Source organism: Flavobacterium shii, assembly GCF_025847235.1.
Classification (GTDB): Bacteria; Bacteroidota; Bacteroidia; order Flavobacteriales; family Flavobacteriaceae; genus Flavobacterium; species Flavobacterium shii.
In genome coordinates, this window is the sequence record NZ_JAOZEW010000042.1 from 1 (window position 1) to 17,225 (window position 17,225).

General features: G+C 35.6%; 14 protein-coding genes, 1 tRNA gene and 1 pseudogene. 8 read left to right on the forward strand and 8 right to left on the reverse strand.

All coding sequences use genetic code 11. The features are described from left to right. Positions 1 to 327: 327 nt before the first annotated feature. The 5 genes from OIU83_RS23200 to dnaE all read right to left on the reverse strand — a co-directional run bounded on the left by OIU83_RS23200 (position 328) and on the right by dnaE (position 7,823). Positions 328 to 401: transfer RNA gene (locus OIU83_RS23200), tRNA-Asp, on the reverse strand. A gap of 86 nt (positions 402 to 487) precedes the next feature. Continuing rightward, on the reverse strand, positions 488 to 1,426 hold the full coding sequence (locus OIU83_RS23205; RefSeq protein WP_264208653.1) for a DUF58 domain-containing protein: 939 nt from the start codon (positions 1,424 to 1,426) through the stop codon (positions 488 to 490). Between the two features lie 137 nt (positions 1,427 to 1,563). After that, the gene (gene trxA / locus OIU83_RS23210) at positions 1,564 to 1,881 is read right to left on the reverse strand and encodes a thioredoxin (protein ID WP_264208654.1); all 318 of its coding nucleotides are present in this window, start codon (positions 1,879 to 1,881) and stop codon (positions 1,564 to 1,566) included. Positions 1,882 to 2,182: 301 nt separating this feature from the next. Then, the gene (locus OIU83_RS23215; RefSeq protein WP_264208655.1) at positions 2,183 to 3,112 is read right to left on the reverse strand and encodes an outer membrane beta-barrel protein; all 930 of its coding nucleotides are present in this window, start codon (positions 3,110 to 3,112) and stop codon (positions 2,183 to 2,185) included. A 172-nt stretch (positions 3,113 to 3,284) separates the two neighbouring features. Further along, entirely contained in the window at positions 3,285 to 7,823 is a 4,539-nt protein-coding gene (gene dnaE / locus OIU83_RS23220) for a DNA polymerase III subunit alpha (RefSeq protein ID WP_264208656.1), read from the reverse strand. A gap of 645 nt (positions 7,824 to 8,468) precedes the next feature. Between dnaE and leuC the strand changes: the two genes are divergently transcribed. The 5 genes from leuC (at position 8,469) to leuB (ending at position 13,833) form a co-directional block, all read left to right on the forward strand. Beyond that, positions 8,469 to 9,863, forward strand: a complete 1,395-nt coding sequence (gene leuC, locus OIU83_RS23225) for a 3-isopropylmalate dehydratase large subunit (RefSeq protein ID WP_264208657.1) — start codon at positions 8,469 to 8,471, stop codon at positions 9,861 to 9,863. 70 nt (positions 9,864 to 9,933) lie between these two features. After that, positions 9,934 to 10,284, forward strand: a complete 351-nt coding sequence (locus tag OIU83_RS23230) for a four helix bundle protein (protein WP_264208658.1) — start codon at positions 9,934 to 9,936, stop codon at positions 10,282 to 10,284. A 73-nt stretch (positions 10,285 to 10,357) separates the two neighbouring features. Further along, positions 10,358 to 10,954 (forward strand): 3-isopropylmalate dehydratase small subunit, encoded by a 597-nt coding sequence (gene leuD, locus OIU83_RS23235; protein ID WP_264208659.1) that lies wholly within the window; start codon positions 10,358 to 10,360, stop codon positions 10,952 to 10,954. 131 nt (positions 10,955 to 11,085) lie between these two features. Next, positions 11,086 to 12,606: an alpha-isopropylmalate synthase regulatory domain-containing protein gene (locus OIU83_RS23240; RefSeq protein ID WP_264208660.1), complete on the forward strand. Its 1,521-nt coding sequence runs from the start codon at positions 11,086 to 11,088 to the stop codon at positions 12,604 to 12,606. 165 nt (positions 12,607 to 12,771) lie between these two features. Next, positions 12,772 to 13,833: a 3-isopropylmalate dehydrogenase gene (leuB, locus tag OIU83_RS23245; RefSeq protein ID WP_264208661.1), complete on the forward strand. Its 1,062-nt coding sequence runs from the start codon at positions 12,772 to 12,774 to the stop codon at positions 13,831 to 13,833. Positions 13,834 to 13,991: 158 nt separating this feature from the next. Here leuB and OIU83_RS23250 read toward each other — a convergent pair whose 3' ends face one another. After that, positions 13,992 to 14,354: an RNA recognition motif domain-containing protein gene (locus OIU83_RS23250; RefSeq protein WP_039113804.1), complete on the reverse strand. Its 363-nt coding sequence runs from the start codon at positions 14,352 to 14,354 to the stop codon at positions 13,992 to 13,994. Between the two features lie 139 nt (positions 14,355 to 14,493). Then, entirely contained in the window at positions 14,494 to 14,982 is a 489-nt protein-coding gene (locus OIU83_RS23255; protein ID WP_264208662.1) for a DUF6252 family protein, read from the reverse strand. A gap of 196 nt (positions 14,983 to 15,178) precedes the next feature. Between OIU83_RS23255 and OIU83_RS23260 the strand changes: the two genes are divergently transcribed. The 3 genes from OIU83_RS23260 (at position 15,179) to OIU83_RS23270 (ending at position 17,072) form a co-directional block, all read left to right on the forward strand. Next, a complete protein-coding gene (locus OIU83_RS23260) occupies positions 15,179 to 15,742 on the forward strand; it encodes a 30S ribosomal protein S16 (protein WP_264208663.1) in 564 nt (187 codons plus the stop codon). 15 nt (positions 15,743 to 15,757) lie between these two features. Further along, a complete protein-coding gene (gene rimM, locus OIU83_RS23265) occupies positions 15,758 to 16,282 on the forward strand; it encodes a ribosome maturation factor RimM (RefSeq protein ID WP_264208664.1) in 525 nt (174 codons plus the stop codon). Positions 16,283 to 16,364: 82 nt separating this feature from the next. Continuing rightward, positions 16,365 to 17,072 carry a tRNA1(Val) (adenine(37)-N6)-methyltransferase gene (locus tag OIU83_RS23270; protein WP_264208665.1) on the forward strand — a complete coding sequence of 236 codons (708 nt, stop codon included), beginning with the start codon at positions 16,365 to 16,367 and terminating at the stop codon, positions 17,070 to 17,072. Here OIU83_RS23270 and OIU83_RS23275 read toward each other — a convergent pair. Continuing rightward, positions 17,069 to 17,225 (reverse strand): annotated as a pseudogene (locus tag OIU83_RS23275) (HlyD family secretion protein); the annotation flags it as partial. The gene OIU83_RS23270 and the pseudogene OIU83_RS23275 sit on opposite strands and share 4 nt — an antisense overlap.

A 17,225-nucleotide genomic window follows, 5' to 3' on the forward strand; every position in this document is an offset into this window, starting at 1 on the left:
AATTTAACCGCAAAGATTGCAAAGTTAAAAAACGCAAAGTCCGCAAAGCTTAATTAAAACTTTGCGGACTTTGCGTAAATCTTAGCGTGCTTTGCGGTAATCTTTTTTTCGTAACCCCAACTTTTGCACCTGATCCTTGATTCCGTTAAATTCTCAAACCAAAAAGGTCTTAAATCAAAAAAGCCATCCACAAAAGTGGAAAGCTTTTCATTGGTCTAACTACTAAACCCGGTCAGCTTACAAGGCCGACCAAACAACACAACTAATCTTAGATACCGTATTTGGGCAAAAAAGCCTTTCTATAAAGAAAGGCTTTCCCCAATATTGCGGTCTGGACGGGACTCGAACCCGCGACCCCATGCGTGACAGGCATGTATTCTAACCAACTGAACTACCAAACCTCTGCGTTATTGCGGTTGCAAAGATAGTATAGAATTTCGTTTCTGCAAGCCTTTTTATAAAAAAGTTTAATTTATTTTTCGACTTATTATCCAAAGTTTTGTTTTTCAACCAAGTATGTCGTTAAAATTTTTTCAAAATTTTCACCTACAGCGACCGGAACGTACTTAATTCGGTTCTGAGCACATGTTAAAGCCAACCTCTTAAAATAACTTTCTACCTCTTTTTCGTATTCTATTTTTACATTATCAGCAAAAACAGCAACCTCTTCCCCTGTTTCTAGGTCGATAAATTTTCGTGGCGCATTATCAAAGTCAAATTTCACCTCAGTTTCCTTATCTATTACATGAAACAAAACCACTTTATGCTTATTATGTTTAAGATGTTGCAAGGCGTTAAACAATGATTCTTCTCCCGATGCTTCGGGACTCGACTGAAACATGTCTGTAAAAAGAACAATCATCGAACGCCTGTGGATTTTCTCCGCAATTTGATGCAAATATGTAATCGTATCCGTTTTTTTACTCGTCTTAGGTTTCTCCAAAAGATCTTCCAGCTTATTAAGCAACATTCTATGATGACGGTCACTACCCTTTTCGGGCGCGTAATACTCATAACTATCCGAAAACACACTCAAACCTACTGCATCACGTTGCTTCTTAAGAATATTCATTAAAACAGCCGAAGCCAAAACCGAGAAACCTATTTTATTCTCATAAAAGGACTGATTGACTTTTAAATCAGGATAATGCATCGATGCTGAGTTATCTATGATTAAATGACAACGCAAATTTGTTTCTTCTTCAAATCGTTTTGCATACAAACGGTCTGTTTTGGCAAACAGTTTCCAATCAATATGTTTTGTGCTTTCGCCAACATTATATACTTTATGCTCAGCAAATTCTGCCGAGAATCCATGAAACGGACTCTTATGCATCCCCGAAATAAAACCTTCCACAACCTGATTAGCCAACATCTCAAGATGCTGAAAACTAGAAATTTTCTCTATTTGCGATTCAATCTTCATCTTTCAAATGTATTAAAAGATTAAATGATTTAAAAATTAAAAGCCAAAAATAGACCTCAACATTCATTAAACTACACCAAATAAAAAAGGCTTGACTTTCGCCAAACCTTTTTTATATAGATTATAATCGGTATCGATTACAACAATGCGTCTAAACTATCTGCGTAAGTTTGTTTCGGAGCAACTCCTACTTGCTTACCTACCACTTCACCGTTATGAAAAACCAAAACAGTTGGGATATTACGTACACCGTATTTTGCAGCAAATTCTTGATTTGCATCTACGTCTACTTTTCCTACTACAACTTTTCCAGCATATTCAGTGCTTAATTCGTCAATGATTGGACCAACCATTCTACAAGGCCCACACCATGCTGCCCAAAAGTCAACCATTACTGGTTTATCTGATTTCAAAACTACTTCTTCAAAAGTAGCGTCTGTTATTGCTAATGCCATTTTCTTTTTTATTTAAAGTTTAACCCTCAGACTTCGCTTCGGGGGACAATTTTTATAAGTTTCAAACTCGAGTACAAATTTAGAAATTTTAAATCAATTCACCTCCATTTACAAATTAGTTTTCATTATAAACGCATTGTAAATCTTTATACTTCATAAGTTTTTTAATTATTTTAAGGAGCATTTCCCCTGTTGCCGAAACTTCTAGAAAATCAAAAAATTAAGCCGGACTTACTCAAAAACAAAAAAAAGAGGACATTCTTTCGAACACCCTCTTTCCCTTAAACTATATAAATAAATATTATAAGCTGTATTTAAATCCAAACGTCAAACCTAAACCACTAATACCTACATAAGAACTTAAATCATCTGTTGGCTTATTTTTATCAAAACCAGTAGGATTTGTTAGTGCATTATTAGAAGTTGTATTCAAAGAATTTCCGTAGTTTGTATGAACCTGAGCTGTAGTTCTTGTAGCCAAAGCATCATTCCCATTTACAGTAAACTCAGTAGTCTCTTTAGTTTTCCCATGTACAGTAAAGTTACGGTATTCTAATTCTGCAAAAAGAGAAATATTCTTTCCTACTTTATAAGACGTACCTAAAACTGCAAGAAAACCAACAGTTGGATTTGGTTTTACCTTATCAACACTGTGAACATTACCAAAAGCAACTGGAGCTCCTGTCACTGGATTAAAAGCAATTGGAGCGTATGCATCAGAAGTGATTTTTAAATCTCCGTGAACTGGTACCAAAACTCCAACTTTCGTGTACGGCTCAAAACCTTTGTGCTCTCCTAAAAACAATACCAAAGCTGGAGCAACATCAAAAGCAGTAATTTGACCTACCGATTTAAAACTATAAATACCCGCTGGAGTGATAGGCAAATCCGATGTAGTTTGTGCCATTGTCTTATCATTACTAGTGTAATAATTAACCCCTAACTCTACTCCTACACGAACATTAAATCTATACCCAGCTGCAAAACCAGTTCTAAAACCTTCTCCAAAAGATCCGGTAACACTTTTTTCAGAAACTAATTTTCCCCCAACATAATTTCTATCCAAAGGCAGATTCCCCCCTACAGTCGGAAACTCAGTAGCTGCAGTTTGTATAAAATAAGATCCTCCTAACTTAAAATACCAGCTTTCTGGTTTTTCAGCTTTTTCACTTTGAGCTACCATGGTCATAGAACAAACCATTAATCCTAATAAAAATAGATTCTTTTTCATAATTTTTTTCTTATAAATAATTTATACAAACATAAAATAATTTAACTGAGCGCCCTTTTTAAATCACGAGCGCAATCGTTGTAATTCTGTAGCAATAATACTAAAAAAAATAGTATGCATGCATAATTTTAACTAAAAAATTTTACTATATGTTAAATTTAAGGATTAAAATTTAATTCAACTTAAAATTTATCTGCATTTTTTCCAATTCTTGCAATAATTCGGCACAAATCTTCACTTTTAACTTTCTACTAGGCATAGTTAGCTTAGTAACCACGTTTATTTCCTCAACTTCAGTCACTTCCGGAGCTTTATCATTCACAACTTCATCCCTATCCAAATCATCATTATCCCCCATAAAAGTCTCTTCATCACTTTCAGAAAATTCAGGAGCAGCCGTTTCCACCAATCTCTTAACCTTTTCTAATTCCATTATCTCAAAAGTCACAGAGTTATCTCCTTTATTCGCATAAAATAATTGGTTCAACCTATGAATAAACTCTGTCTGTAGATCTTTTATATTCAATAGCAAAATCAGCTTTTTAGCAAAAGCTTCTAGAATATCCTGCAATTGTCTTATTTCAACAAATTGCATTCTTGGATCTGATTTTTTTCCCGTATCATGATTCACCCATCCATCTTTAATTAATATTTTTAGGAAAGCAAAATTATTTTGAATCAGGAAATGGCGGAATTTTAGGTATTCTTCACCAAAAATCTTAAATTCATAACTTTCATCATATCCCTCCAAATTAAATACCGCCCAGCCTTTTCCGTTTTTTGCGACACGGTGCTGCACATTATTTATGATTCCTGCAAAATGTAAATTTTTACCCACATATTCATTCATGCTTTTCAAAGCTTCTAATCTGGCATTACAGAAATATTTCATCTCAAATCTAAAATCATCAAGAGGATGTCCAGAAATATAAATTCCGACCACTTCCTTCTCTTTAGCTAATTTTTCCATCGTACTCCAATCTTCACACGGAGGCACAACAGGTTCATCAATCTGAACTTCACTCGTTTCTCCAAACAAACTTACCTGCGAAGAATTTTCGTTTTCCTGAAACTTAGATCCGTAACGAATCGCTTTTTCATAAAAAGTAATTCCATCTCCATCATCATGAAAATATTGTGCTCTTGTAGTTCCTTCAAAAGAATCAAAACCACCTGCCAAAGCCAGATTTTCAATTGCTTTTTTATTGGCTGCACGCAAATCTATTCGTTTAGCCAAATCAAAAATTGACTTATACCTACCATCTTTTCTACTTTCTACAATTGTTGCCACAGCTCCAGAACCTACTCCTTTAATAGCGCCCATCCCAAAACGTACCGCATATTCATCATTTACAGTAAACTTATAAAACGACTCATTTACATCTGGTCCTAAAACCTGCAATCCCATTCGTTTACATTCTTCCATAAAAAATGATACTTGTTTAATATCATTCATGTTATTCGAAAGTACTGCAGCCATATATTCTGCCGGATAATGCGCTTTTAAGTAAGCTGTCTGGTAAGCAATCCAGGCATAACAAGTCGAGTGCGATTTATTAAAGGCGTAACTCGCAAATGCTTCCCAGTCTTTCCAGATTTTCTCCAAAACCTTTGCATCATGTCCTTTTTTCGCAGCTTGCTCCACAAATTTAGGCTTCATTTTGTCCAGTACATCCTTTTGTTTCTTACCCATCGCTTTACGCAAAACGTCGGCCTCACCTTTTGTAAAGTCTGCCAGCGATTGCGACAAAAGCATTACTTGCTCTTGGTAAACTGTAATTCCATAAGTCTCTCCCAAATATTCCTCACAAGCATCTAAATCATATTTGATTTCCTCTTCACCATTTTTTCTTCTTACGAAAGACGGAATATACTCTAAAGGTCCCGGACGATACAAGGCATTCATGGCAATTAAATCTCCAAAAACCGTTGGTTTCAGATCTTTCATGTATTTCTGCATCCCGGGTGACTCATATTGGAAGATTCCAACCGTTTCTCCTCTCTGGAAAAGCGCATAAGTTTCAACATCATCAATTGGAAATGTATCCGGATCCAGATCAATTCCATTTCTATATTTTACCAGTTTAACGGTATCTTTTATCAAAGTAAGGGTCTTCAGACCCAAGAAGTCCATTTTCAGTAACCCTGCACTTTCTGCAACTGAGTTATCAAACTGTGTTACATATAAATCAGAATCTTTTGCCGTTGTAACAGGAACGAAATTCGTAATATCCGATGGCGTAATAATTACCCCACAGGCGTGAATTCCTGTATTTCGCATTGATCCTTCAAGGATTTTTGCCTGTTGAATTGTTTCTCCTGCCAAATCATCTTCATTGGCAATGGCGATCAATTCTTTTACATTATCAAATTCATCCGAACGAAGGGCTTTTTTGACCTCGTCTTCGCTTTCAGAAATAAAACGCGCCAAATTCCATTTGGATGGCATCATTGCCGGAATCAGTTTTGCAATTCTATCGGCTTCAAATAATGGCAAATCAAGAACACGAGCCGTATCACGAATCGCCGATTTCGTCGCCATTTTACCATACGTAATAATTTGCGCAACCTGATTCTGTCCGTATTTATTAATTACGTAATCCATAACACGACCACGACCCTCGTCATCAAAGTCAATATCGATATCGGGCATGGATACACGATCAGGATTAAGGAAACGCTCAAAAAGCAAATCATACTTAATAGGGTCAATATTGGTAATTCCTAAACAATATGCAACTGCAGATCCAGCTGCAGATCCACGGCCAGGTCCAACCGAAACATCCATATTTCGGGCTTCGGCGATGAAATCCTGAACAATCAGGAAATATCCAGGATATCCTGAATTCGAAATCGTTAATAACTCAAAATCCAAACGTTCCTGAATAGATTCTGTAATTTCACCATATCTCTTTTTCGCACCCACCATAGTAAGGTGACGTAAATATTTATTCTCACCTCGAACACCACCGTCGGCTTCATCTTCGACAACTACAAACTCTGCAGGAATATCAAATTTAGGAAGCAATACATCACGATAAAGCGAGTAAATCTCAACCTTATCTACAATTTCCTGAATATTGATAATTGCCTCCGGTAAATCAGCAAAGAGTTTTTTCATCTCTTCAGATGACTTATAATAGTATTCCTGATTTGGCAATCCGTAACGATATCCACGACCACGACCAATTGGCGTAGCTTGTTTTTCACCATCTTTTACACACAACAAAATGTCATGCGCATTCGCGTCTTCTTTATTTAAATAATAGGTATTATTTGTTGCAATTAATTTAACGCTATGTTTTTGAGCAAACTCAATCAGCGTTTTGTTGACACGATTTTCATCTTCCTGATTATGACGCATGACTTCAAGATAAAAGTCATCACCAAATTGTTCTTTCCACCAAATCAAAGCTTCTTCCGCCTGATTTTCACCCACATTCAGAATTTTACTCTGGATCTCTCCATATAAATTCCCGGACAAAACCATGATATCCTCTTTATATTTTTCAACAATAGCACGGTCAATTCTGGGAACATAATAAAATCCGTTCGTAAAAGCGATTGAAGACATTTTTGCCAGATTGTGATAGCCATTTTTATTTTTGGCTAACAAAACAACCTGATTACCATTGTCTTTTTTGCTTTTATCCAAGTGATTGTCGCAAACATTAAATTCGCAACCCACAATGGGCTTCATTTCGGTTTCTGTTGGTTCTTCACCAGCTTCAACCAAAGCTTTATTTTTTGCTGATGCTCCTTTGTTGTGATTCATAACGGCGCTCACAAAATGAAAAGCTCCCATCATGTTTCCAGTATCCGTCATTGCAACGGCTGACATACCATTTTTGGCTGTAGCCGAAACAATATTCCCAATTCCTATTGTCGATTGTAAAACCGAAAACTGCGTATGATTGTGTAAATGCGCATATCTCGCCGCCTTAAAATCTTCTTTAGCAGACTCAGAAACCGTAGTTCCTTTATCATCAGATTCTAAAACCCTAAGTTGCTCCCTGATTTTATCCGAAGCAGCTTTTAAATTGATATGCTTTAAACCAATAAGTTTGATTTCCTGAGGATTCTTATTCTGAAATTCTCCAAAATAATCCTTCGGAACATCTAGTTCTTCTTTGGTAAAAACTTCTCTTCTTATTAATTCTAAAAAACAACGCGTAGTTGCCTCAACATCCGCAGTTGCGTTGTGAGCCTCAGAAAAAGGCTTATTAAAAAGATAACTATGTAACTCTGTTAATGTTGGCAATTTAAACCTTCCTCCACGACCTCCTGGAAGTTGTAATAACGAAGCGGTAACTTCTGTACAAGTATCCAGAACCGGCATAGTCCCCATAGAAGACTCAACTCCCATACGATGAAATTCGGCTCCCATAATATTAACGTCAAAACCTAGATTCTGACCTACAATAAATTTGGTTTTGCTTAAAGCAATATTGAATTTCTCCAAAACTTCGGCCAAAGAGATTCCATCGGCTTGAGCCAATTCGGTAGAGATTCCGTGAATTCTCTCGGCATCGTAAGGAATATTAAATCCTTCTGGCTTTACCAAATAATCTTGATGCTCGATGAGTTTTCCCATATCATCATGCAACTGCCAAGCTATTTGTATACAACGTGGCCAGTTGTCACTATCGGTTATAGGCGCGTCCCAACGCTTTGGTAATCCTGTAGTTTCAGTATCGAATATTAAGTACATAGTTGTTTATGAGGAGATTGCAATTATATAAAATTACAAAAAATGAATTTCAAAATTAGTCTTTTTTTAGACAAAGAAAAATATGTAATATGTTAATAAACCAAGGCCGATTTTAAAAATATTGATATTATCGGAAAGAATGATTTTTCAGAGAATAAAACACTTCATTCTGTTAAATTCCATAATATTAAAAAAGAAAAACAAGAGTTTTCTATTTTTTGGATGTCGTAAAATACAATTAAAAAAATAACCCTATATAGAATAAATTTAAATGAATAAAATCGATAAAATTCAAAATTTTACACTCCCGAAAACAAAAACAAAAACTACTAATTATTACTATTTTCACTCATTTTGTTATATTATTTTCTAGAAAACCGCTTTACAAGCAAGAAAATAGCAATAAATTCGCAAATTATCAACAACACCAACAATCAAGAGAATTTCGACTAAAAAAAGAAACCAAAAAACAAAGCAAAACAGGACAACCTAACCAAAAACAAACAAACCTAATGTGTTTATAATTTCTATAATGGTTTGGGTATCGTATATAATGAAATATACAGATTTGTGCTTTTGTTTCTTTTTCTAATTTTGTTTTCCTCTTATGATTACATGGAAATTACAATTAAAAAATAGTTAAAAATGAGTACTACATTATTCGACAAAGTATGGGATTCGCACGTGGTGCGTAAAATTGAAGATGGACCTGATGTTTTTTTCATTGACCGTCATTTCATTCATGAAGTTACAAGTCCTGTTGCTTTTTTAGGATTAAAATCCAGAGGCATTTCGGTTTTATACCCAGAACGCACTTTTGCAACCGCAGATCACAACACACCAACTATAAACCAACATTTACCTGTTGAAGATGCATTATCTGCCAACCAGTTAAAAGCACTGGAAGACAACGCAGCCGAATACGGAATTTCTCACTGGGGATTAGGTCACATAAAAAACGGAATCGTTCACGTTGTAGGCCCAGAAAACGGAATTACTTTACCAGGCGCAACTATTGTTTGTGGAGATTCTCATACTTCTACTCACGGAGCATTTGGAGCAATTGCATTTGGTATCGGAACTTCTGAGGTTGAAATGGTATTATCTACACAATGTATCATGCAGCCGAAGCCAAAGAAAATGCGTATTAACGTAAATGGTGAATTAAGCAAAGGTGTTGGCCCAAAAGACGTTGCTCTTTACATTATCGCTCAATTAACTACTTCTGGAGGTACAGGATATTTTGTTGAATACGCAGGAGATGTTTTTGAAAACATGTCTATGGAAGGTCGTATGACAGTTTGTAATCTAAGTATCGAAATGGGTGCTCGTGGAGGAATGATTGCTCCAGACCAAAAAACATTCGATTTCCTTGAAGGAAGATTATTTGCTCCAAAAGGAGAAGCTTGGGATAAAGCCGTTGCTTATTGGAAAACTTTAAAAACGGATGCTGATGCAATTTTTGATGCCGAATTAAACATCAATGCTTCAGATATCGAACCTATGATTACTTATGGTACTAATCCTGGAATGGGAATTGGTATCTCCAAAAATATTCCGAACGCCAACCAAGTTGAAGGTGGCGAGGAAACATATAAAAAATCTTTGGCCTACATGGGCTTTCATGAAAATGACGTAATGATTGGAAAACCAATCGACTTTGTTTTCTTAGGAAGTTGTACCAATGGTCGTATAGAAGATTTTAGAGCTTTTACAGAAATTGTAAAAGGACGCAAAAAAGCAGACAACGTAACAGCTTGGTTAGTTCCCGGTTCTCATGTTGTTGAAGCACAAATTAAAGAAGAAGGTCTATTGGACATCTTAACCGAAGCTGGTTTTGTATTACGTCAGCCTGGTTGCTCAGCTTGTTTAGCGATGAACGACGATAAAGTTCCTGCCGGAAAATATGCAGTAAGTACATCCAACAGAAACTTTGAAGGTCGCCAAGGTCCTGGCTCAAGAACACTTTTGGCTAGTCCGATTATGGCAGCAGCAGCAGCAGTAACAGGAAAACTGACAGATCCGAGGGAGCTTTTTTAGAAAAGCCTTGGGCTTCGAACAATCGGCTATCAGCTATTTGCCGAAAGCTCATCCCTGAAAGCCTAAATAAATGAGAGATTTTAGAAAATACAATGCCTGGCAAGAAAGTCATCTGTTTACACTTGAGATTTATCAAGCAACAAAAGATTTTCCTAAAGAAGAATTATTTGGATTAACAAGTCAACTGAGAAGAGCATCATCTTCTATTCCAACAAATTTCGCAGAGGGATGTGGTTCTAATTCAGAAAAAGAATTTGGAAGATATTTGAATATCGCAATTGCCTCCTGTTCAGAAGTTGAATATTTATTATTACTAACATCTGACTTGAAATATTTAAAACCCGAAATTCATCAGGTTTTAGAAGCCAAAGTAATTCAAATTAGAAAACAAATTTACACATTAAGACAAAAATTAAACTAACTGCTAAATACAATATAAGGTCAAGGCCCAAAGCCCAAAGCCGATAGCTATAGAGCATAAAGCATAAACAAAAATGGCATACGATAAATTTAATATACTTACTAGTAGCGCAGTGCCGCTACCGATAGAAAACGTAGATACGGATCAAATCATCCCGGCTCGTTTCCTTAAAGCTACAAAACGTGAAGGTTTTGGAGACAATCTTTTTAGAGATTGGAGATATAACGGAGATGATTCTCCAAAAGCTGATTTCGTTTTAAACGACTCAACTTATTCTGGAAAAATCCTTGTTGGAGGAAAAAACTTTGGTTCAGGATCATCTAGAGAACACGCTGCTTGGGCAGTTTACGATTATGGATTCCGTGCTGTAGTATCTAGTTTCTTTGCAGATATCTTTAAAGGTAACTGTTTGAATATTGGAGTTCTTCCTGTACAAGTTAGCCCAGAATTTGCAGATACAATTTTCAAAGCAATTGAAGCTGATCCAAAAACAGAATTAGAGATTAATTTACCTAATCAAACTATTACTCTACTGGCTACTGGTCAACAAGAATCTTTTGCTATCAATGGATACAAAAAAAACAATATGATCAATGGTTTTGATGATATTGACTATTTACAAAACATAAAAGAAGACATCGTGACTTTCGCTGATAAGCTTCCTTATTAATACAATAAATAAAAATGCAGTTACGCTAGCTTCAGCTCTCATGCTGGACTAGGTAACTGCTTTTATAATTTTTATTTCAAACCACTATACGATTTTAAACAAACAAGAATCGTATTAGCATCAAGTTTATAATGGAAAAAAGAAAAATTGAAATAATGGATACGACGCTCCGTGATGGTGAACAAACATCGGGAGTATCTTTTTCTGCTGCAGAAAAACTAACCATTGCGCAATTATTGCTAGAAGAATTAAATATTGATCGAATAGAAATCGCTTCTGCTCGCGTAAGCGAAGGAGAATTTCAAGCCGTAAAAGGCATTACTGCTTGGGCAGAAGAAAGAGGCTATATCCAAAGAATCGAGGTTTTATCTTTTGTAGATGGAGGTGTTTCTATCGAATGGATGAAAAAAGCTGGGGCAAAAGTTCAGAATTTATTGACCAAAGGCTCAATGAATCACCTAACGCATCAGTTAAAAAAAACACCGGAACAACATTTTGCCGAAATAGCCACAAGCATTGCCTTAGCAAAAGAAAACAACATCGAAACAAATGTATATCTGGAAGATTGGAGCAATGGAATGCGAAATTCCCCAGAATACGTTTTTGATTTTTTAGATTTTTTAGCAACACAACCAGTAAAACGAATTTTACTTCCCGACACTTTAGGAGTTTTAATTCCTGCTCAAACTTTCGAATTTATATCCAAAATCACGTCAAGATACCCAAATATTCATTTTGATTTCCATGCACATAACGATTACGACCTAAGTATTGCCAATGTTATGGAAGCTGTAAAAGCTGGAATAAAAGGACTTCATGTTACTGTAAACGGAATGGGCGAACGTGCCGGAAACGCTCCACTTGAAAGTACTGTTGCTGTAATAAATGATTACCTGCCAGAAGTAAGCATCAACATAAAAGAAACTTCCTTATATACAGTAAGTAAATTGGTCGAGACTTTTACCGGATATCGAATTCCAGCTAACAAACCAATTGTTGGCGACAATGTTTTTACACAAACTGCCGGAATTCATGCCGATGGTGACAATAAAAACAATTTATATTTTAATGATTTGCTTCCGGAACGTTTCGGAAGAAAACGAAAATACGCTTTAGGAAAAACGTCCGGAAAAGCCAATATCGAAAAAAATCTTCAGGAATTAGGCTTAAAACTAAACCCGGAAGATTTGAAATTGGTTACCCAAAGAATCATTGAATTAGGCGACAAAAAAGAAACTGTCACCAAAGAAGATCTTCCGTACATAATTTCGGATGTTTTAGACAGTCATACGTATCAGGATAAAATTACAATCGAATCCTATATATTAATTCATTCCAAAGGAACACGTCCATCAACAACATTAAGTTTAAATCTTGATGGAGAAATCATAGAAGAACATGCGCAAGGAGATGGTCAATTCGATGCTTTTATGAATGCATTGACTAAAATCTACAAAAGCAAAAAAATGACTTTACCAAAGTTGATTGATTATGCCGTTCGGATCCCACCAGGAAGTAGCTCTGATGCGTTATGCGAAACTATTATTACTTGGATAAATAACGGAAAAGAATTTAAAACAAGAGGATTAGATTCTGACCAAACAGTCGCTGCAATTATTGCCACACAAAAAATGCTTAATGTAGCTAATTAAAGAAGGTACAAAGGCTCATAGTAGCAAAGGGACAGAGTTCTGCCCTTTACCTTTTAAATCTTTGTCCCTTTGAACCTTAGCAACAAAATATTATAAATAAAAATTCTGACTGGCTAAGAAAAAACTTAGAATCTTAGAAACTCAGAACCTTAAAAAAACAAAAAAATGAAATTTAACATCGCCCTTTTAGCAGGAGACGGAATTGGTCCTGAGGTAATTAATGAAGCCGTAAAAGTATCTGATGCTATTGCAAAAAAATTCAACCACGAAATTAACTGGACCCCAGCTTTAACCGGAGCTTGTGCCATCGATGCTGTTGGAGTTCCCTACCCAGACGAAACACACGAAATTTGTATGGCAGCCGATGCCGTTTTATTTGGTGCAATTGGTCACCCAAAATATGACAACGATCCTAAAGCAACTGTAAGACCTGAACAAGGATTATTATTGATGCGTAAGAAATTAGGTTTGTTTGCTAATGTTCGACCAACATTTACTTTCCCTTCATTAATAGATAATTCTCCTTTAAAAAGAGAAAGAATTGAAGGAACTGACCTAGTTTTCCTAAGAGAATTAACAGGCGGAATTTACTTTGGAGAAAAAGGAAGAAGAGACAACGGAGAAACTGCTTATGACAATTGTGTTTACACAAGAGTTGAAGTACAACGTTTGGCAAAAAAAGGTTTTGAACTTGCAATGACGCGTAGCAAAAAATTATGTTGCGTAGATAAAGCCAATGTATTAGAAACTTCACGTTTATGGAGAGAAACTGTTCAAGCAATGGAAAAAGATTACCCTGAAGTAACGGTTTCTTATGAATTTGTAGATGCTGTTGCAATGCGATTGGTACAATGGCCAAACTCTTACGATGTATTAATCACTGAAAATTTATTTGGAGATATCTTAACCGATGAAGCTTCGGTAATTTCAGGTTCAATGGGATTAATGCCATCTGCATCTGTTGGAGAGCACACTTCTTTATATGAACCAATTCACGGTTCTTATCCACAAGCAACAGGATTAAACATTGCTAATCCATTAGCAACTATATTATCCGCTGCTATGATGTTTGAAGATGCTTTTGGGTTGAAAGATGAAGCAGAAGCTATTAGAGCTGTAGTTAACAAATCACTAGAACAAGGAATCGTTACTGAGGATTTAGCCCCAAAAGGAACCAAAGCATATAAAACCAGTGAAGTTGGTGATTGGTTGGTTGCCAATTTATAATAATAAAATTGTAGAGGCGCACAGCAGTGCGTCTCAATACCGAATAAACACACTAGATAAAGATGCATCTCTGGGTGTCTCTACAACACAACGAAACATATACAAACAAAAAAGGTGTCAATAAATTGACACCTTTTTTTATATTGTAGAAAAAAATATTAATATCCTCCTCTGTTTCCACCTCCACGGTTGTCTCCACCACGGCTGTTTCCACCACCATAACCACCACGAGAATCATTTCCTCCACGGTTGTTATTAAAACTTCTTCTTTCGCCTTCTGGTTTTGGCTCAGATTTGTTTACAACAATTGCACGTCCTTGAACAGTAGCTCCGTTCAATTCGTCAATCGCTTTTTGAGCCTCATCATCATTTGTCATTTCAACAAAACCGAAACCTTTACTTCTTCCAGTAAATTTATCAGTAATGATCTTAACTGAATCAACTGCTCCGTAAGCCTCGAAAGACTCTCTTAAATCTGCTTCCTCAATACTGAATGGAAGGCTTCCAACAAAAATATTCATATGTACTTATTTTAATATGCAACAAATGTAATCTTATTTTTTTCTAATCTACTATAAATTAGCTTATTTATGTTTTTATTATCAATTAAAAAAGTAAGAAGAGTCGCAATTTGTTATTTTTAATCCGTTCTTAAATTGTCTAATTAGATGAATTGACCAAAGTAATAGGCACTTTATAAAATACCCCCTCCTTAAATCGTATAGATTTATCGACAGCAAAAACATCAACATTGTTAGGTGCTACAAATGCAAATGTACCCGAAACAGTATGTGCTACCTTATTATACTCTGTTATAATAATCTGACCATTGCCTATTTGTGTTCCAGTTTTATATATTGTTTCTTGCTTTGGTAATGTGTTTACATATGTGGCAGTAGAAACATCATCAATCCCCAACGTGTAAGTTTTAACATTTACAGAAGCTGTTTGTAAAATTACTTTATCATAATTCAAACTCCCAATAATAGTAAGCTTACCAACGCTATCAATACTTGCACTATAATTTGCAGCTCTCCAAAAAACTTCATTTTTTAAGGATTGAAAAGCAGGATTATTAGACACCACTCCTTCTTTATCACATGAGAAAAGCAACAAAAGCAGGGGCAGTAGAAAAAACCTTTTTATCATATTCAATTTAAATTTCGGCAAAATTATCAATTAAAAAACAAAACGGTTAAATCTCCCTCTTAAAAGAACCATAAAAAACTAACAAATAGGCGCTTAAATTTTAAATTATAAATAGAAATTGTAATTCAGAATAAAATTATATCTTTGCACCCTTAATTAACAGAGGTCGAGTACCTCAAAATTTAATCATACGATTATGTCAGTAAAAATTAGATTACAAAGACACGGTAAAAAAGGAAAACCTTTTTACTGGGTTGTAGCTGCAGATGCACGCTCAAAAAGAGATGGTAAATACTTAGAGAAAATCGGTACTTACAATCCAAACACAAACCCAGCAACTATCGACTTAAACCTTGATAGTGCAGTTAAATGGTTACACAATGGTGCACAACCAACTGATACTGCTAAAGCTATTCTTTCTTACAAAGGAGCTTTATTGAAACACCACCTTGATGGAGGTATTCGTAAAGGTGCTTTAACTCAAGAACAAGCTGACGCTAAATTAGCTGCTTGGTTAGACGCTAAATCTGGAAAAGTTGATGCTAAGAAAGACGGTTTAACAAAAGTGCAAGCTGATGCTAAAGCAAAAGCTTTCAAAGCAGAACAAGAAGTAAATGCAAAACGTTTAGCTGCTGCTGCTCAAGCTGAAGCTGACGCTATCGCTGCTGCTACTCCTGCTGCTGAAGAAGTTACTGAAGTTGAAGAATCAACTGAAGAAGCTCCTGCTGCTGAAGAAAATAACGAAACAACTGAGGCATAATTATATAAAGCGAGAATGCGTAAAGAAGAATGTTTTTATTTAGGTAAAATCGCTAAAAAATTTAGTTTCAAAGGTGAAGTCTTGGCTTATTTAGACACGGACGAACCTGAGTTATACGAAAACTTGGAATCAGTGTTTGTCGAATGCGACAAACACTTGGTTCCTTTTTTTATTGAAAGTAGCTCAATACACAAAAATGATTTCTTGCGAATTCGCTTTGAAGATATGACTACCGAGGAAGATGCCGATGCCATTATGGGTAACGCCATTTATCTTCCTTTAAACATGTTACCAAAACTCTCAGGTAACAAATTTTATTACCATGAAGTTATCGGTTTCGAAATAGAAGACCAACGTTTAGGTGTTTTCGGAAAAATAGCTTCTATAAATGATACTACAGCTCAACCCCTTTTTGAAGTTATCAACGGCGAAGTAGAAATGCTTATCCCAATGATTGACCACTTCTTGGTAAAAATTGATCGTGACAACAAAAAAGTCATCATGAATTTACCTGAAGGTTTAGTTGAAATGTACTTATAGAGAAGTATTCAGTTCTCAGCTTTAAGTATTCAGTTTTTTCCCAGCGAAATCAAAAATCGTTAATCTACAATCATAAATCATTATGTTTCAATTCAAGCAATTTTCTATTCAACAAGATAAAACTGCTATGAAAGTTGGTACCGATGGTGTTTTATTAGGCGCATGGACTCCTGTAACCAATCATCCTTTTAGCATTTTAGATATTGGAGCCGGAACTGGACTTATTGCTTTAATGCTTGCGCAAAGAACCACTGCAGAACAAATCGATGCTTTGGAGATTGATGAAGCCGCTTATGAACAAGCTGTAGATAATTTTGAAAATGCTCCCTGGAACGATCGCTTATTTTGCTATCACGCAGGTTTAGATGAATTCATGGAAGAGCCGGAAGATGAATATGATATTATTGTATCAAATCCTCCATTTTACAGTGAAGATTACAAAACCGACAATGAACAACGCGATCTGGCACGTTTTCAAGACGCTATGCCGTTTGAAGATCTAGTTGAAGCCGCAGATTTATTACTTTCAGAAAACGGAATCTTTTCAGTTGTCATTCCATTTAAAGAAGAAGAAAAATTTATTGCTCTGGCAAAAGAATTTGAATTATATCCTTTTAAAATCACTCGGGTAAAAGGAACTCCAACTACCGAGATAAAACGCAGTTTACTCGCATTTGCTCGCATTGAAAACGCAGATATCTCAATCGATGAATTAATTATCGAAACTGAGAGACACGTTTACACTCCTGAATATATAGAATTGACAAAGGATTTTTATTTGAAATTCTAATTCTGTCTAAAAAGGCTTTTGAATTGATAAAGTATTCTCTCAAGTAATCGAAGATCTTCGGTAACAATTTCTGCACTTCCTTTCATTTCCTGCTGAAAAGGGATTTTCTTATCATATGATGTTTCCAAGCCTTTTGGCAACGATATATCCAAC

Bases quoted from the DNA above. Each gene is read 5' to 3' on its own strand.
- OIU83_RS23205 (WP_264208653.1), bottom strand. From the start codon at position 1,426: ATGAAGATTGAATCGCAAATAGAGAAAATTTCTAGTTTTCAGCATCTT.
- trxA (WP_264208654.1), bottom strand. From the start codon at position 1,881: ATGGCATTAGCAATAACAGACGCTACTTTTGAAGAAGTAGTTTTGAAA.
- OIU83_RS23215 (WP_264208655.1), bottom strand. From the start codon at position 3,112: ATGAAAAAGAATCTATTTTTATTAGGATTAATGGTTTGTTCTATGACC.
- dnaE (WP_264208656.1), bottom strand. From the start codon at position 7,823: ATGTACTTAATATTCGATACTGAAACTACAGGATTACCAAAGCGTTGG.
- leuC (WP_264208657.1), top strand. From the start codon at position 8,469: ATGAGTACTACATTATTCGACAAAGTATGGGATTCGCACGTGGTGCGT.
- OIU83_RS23230 (WP_264208658.1), top strand. From the start codon at position 9,934: ATGAGAGATTTTAGAAAATACAATGCCTGGCAAGAAAGTCATCTGTTT.
- leuD (WP_264208659.1), top strand. From the start codon at position 10,358: ATGGCATACGATAAATTTAATATACTTACTAGTAGCGCAGTGCCGCTA.
- OIU83_RS23240 (WP_264208660.1), top strand. From the start codon at position 11,086: ATGGAAAAAAGAAAAATTGAAATAATGGATACGACGCTCCGTGATGGT.
- leuB (WP_264208661.1), top strand. From the start codon at position 12,772: ATGAAATTTAACATCGCCCTTTTAGCAGGAGACGGAATTGGTCCTGAG.
- OIU83_RS23250 (WP_039113804.1), bottom strand. From the start codon at position 14,354: ATGAATATTTTTGTTGGAAGCCTTCCATTCAGTATTGAGGAAGCAGAT.
- OIU83_RS23255 (WP_264208662.1), bottom strand. From the start codon at position 14,982: ATGATAAAAAGGTTTTTTCTACTGCCCCTGCTTTTGTTGCTTTTCTCA.
- OIU83_RS23260 (WP_264208663.1), top strand. From the start codon at position 15,179: ATGTCAGTAAAAATTAGATTACAAAGACACGGTAAAAAAGGAAAACCT.
- rimM (WP_264208664.1), top strand. From the start codon at position 15,758: ATGCGTAAAGAAGAATGTTTTTATTTAGGTAAAATCGCTAAAAAATTT.
- OIU83_RS23270 (WP_264208665.1), top strand. From the start codon at position 16,365: ATGTTTCAATTCAAGCAATTTTCTATTCAACAAGATAAAACTGCTATG.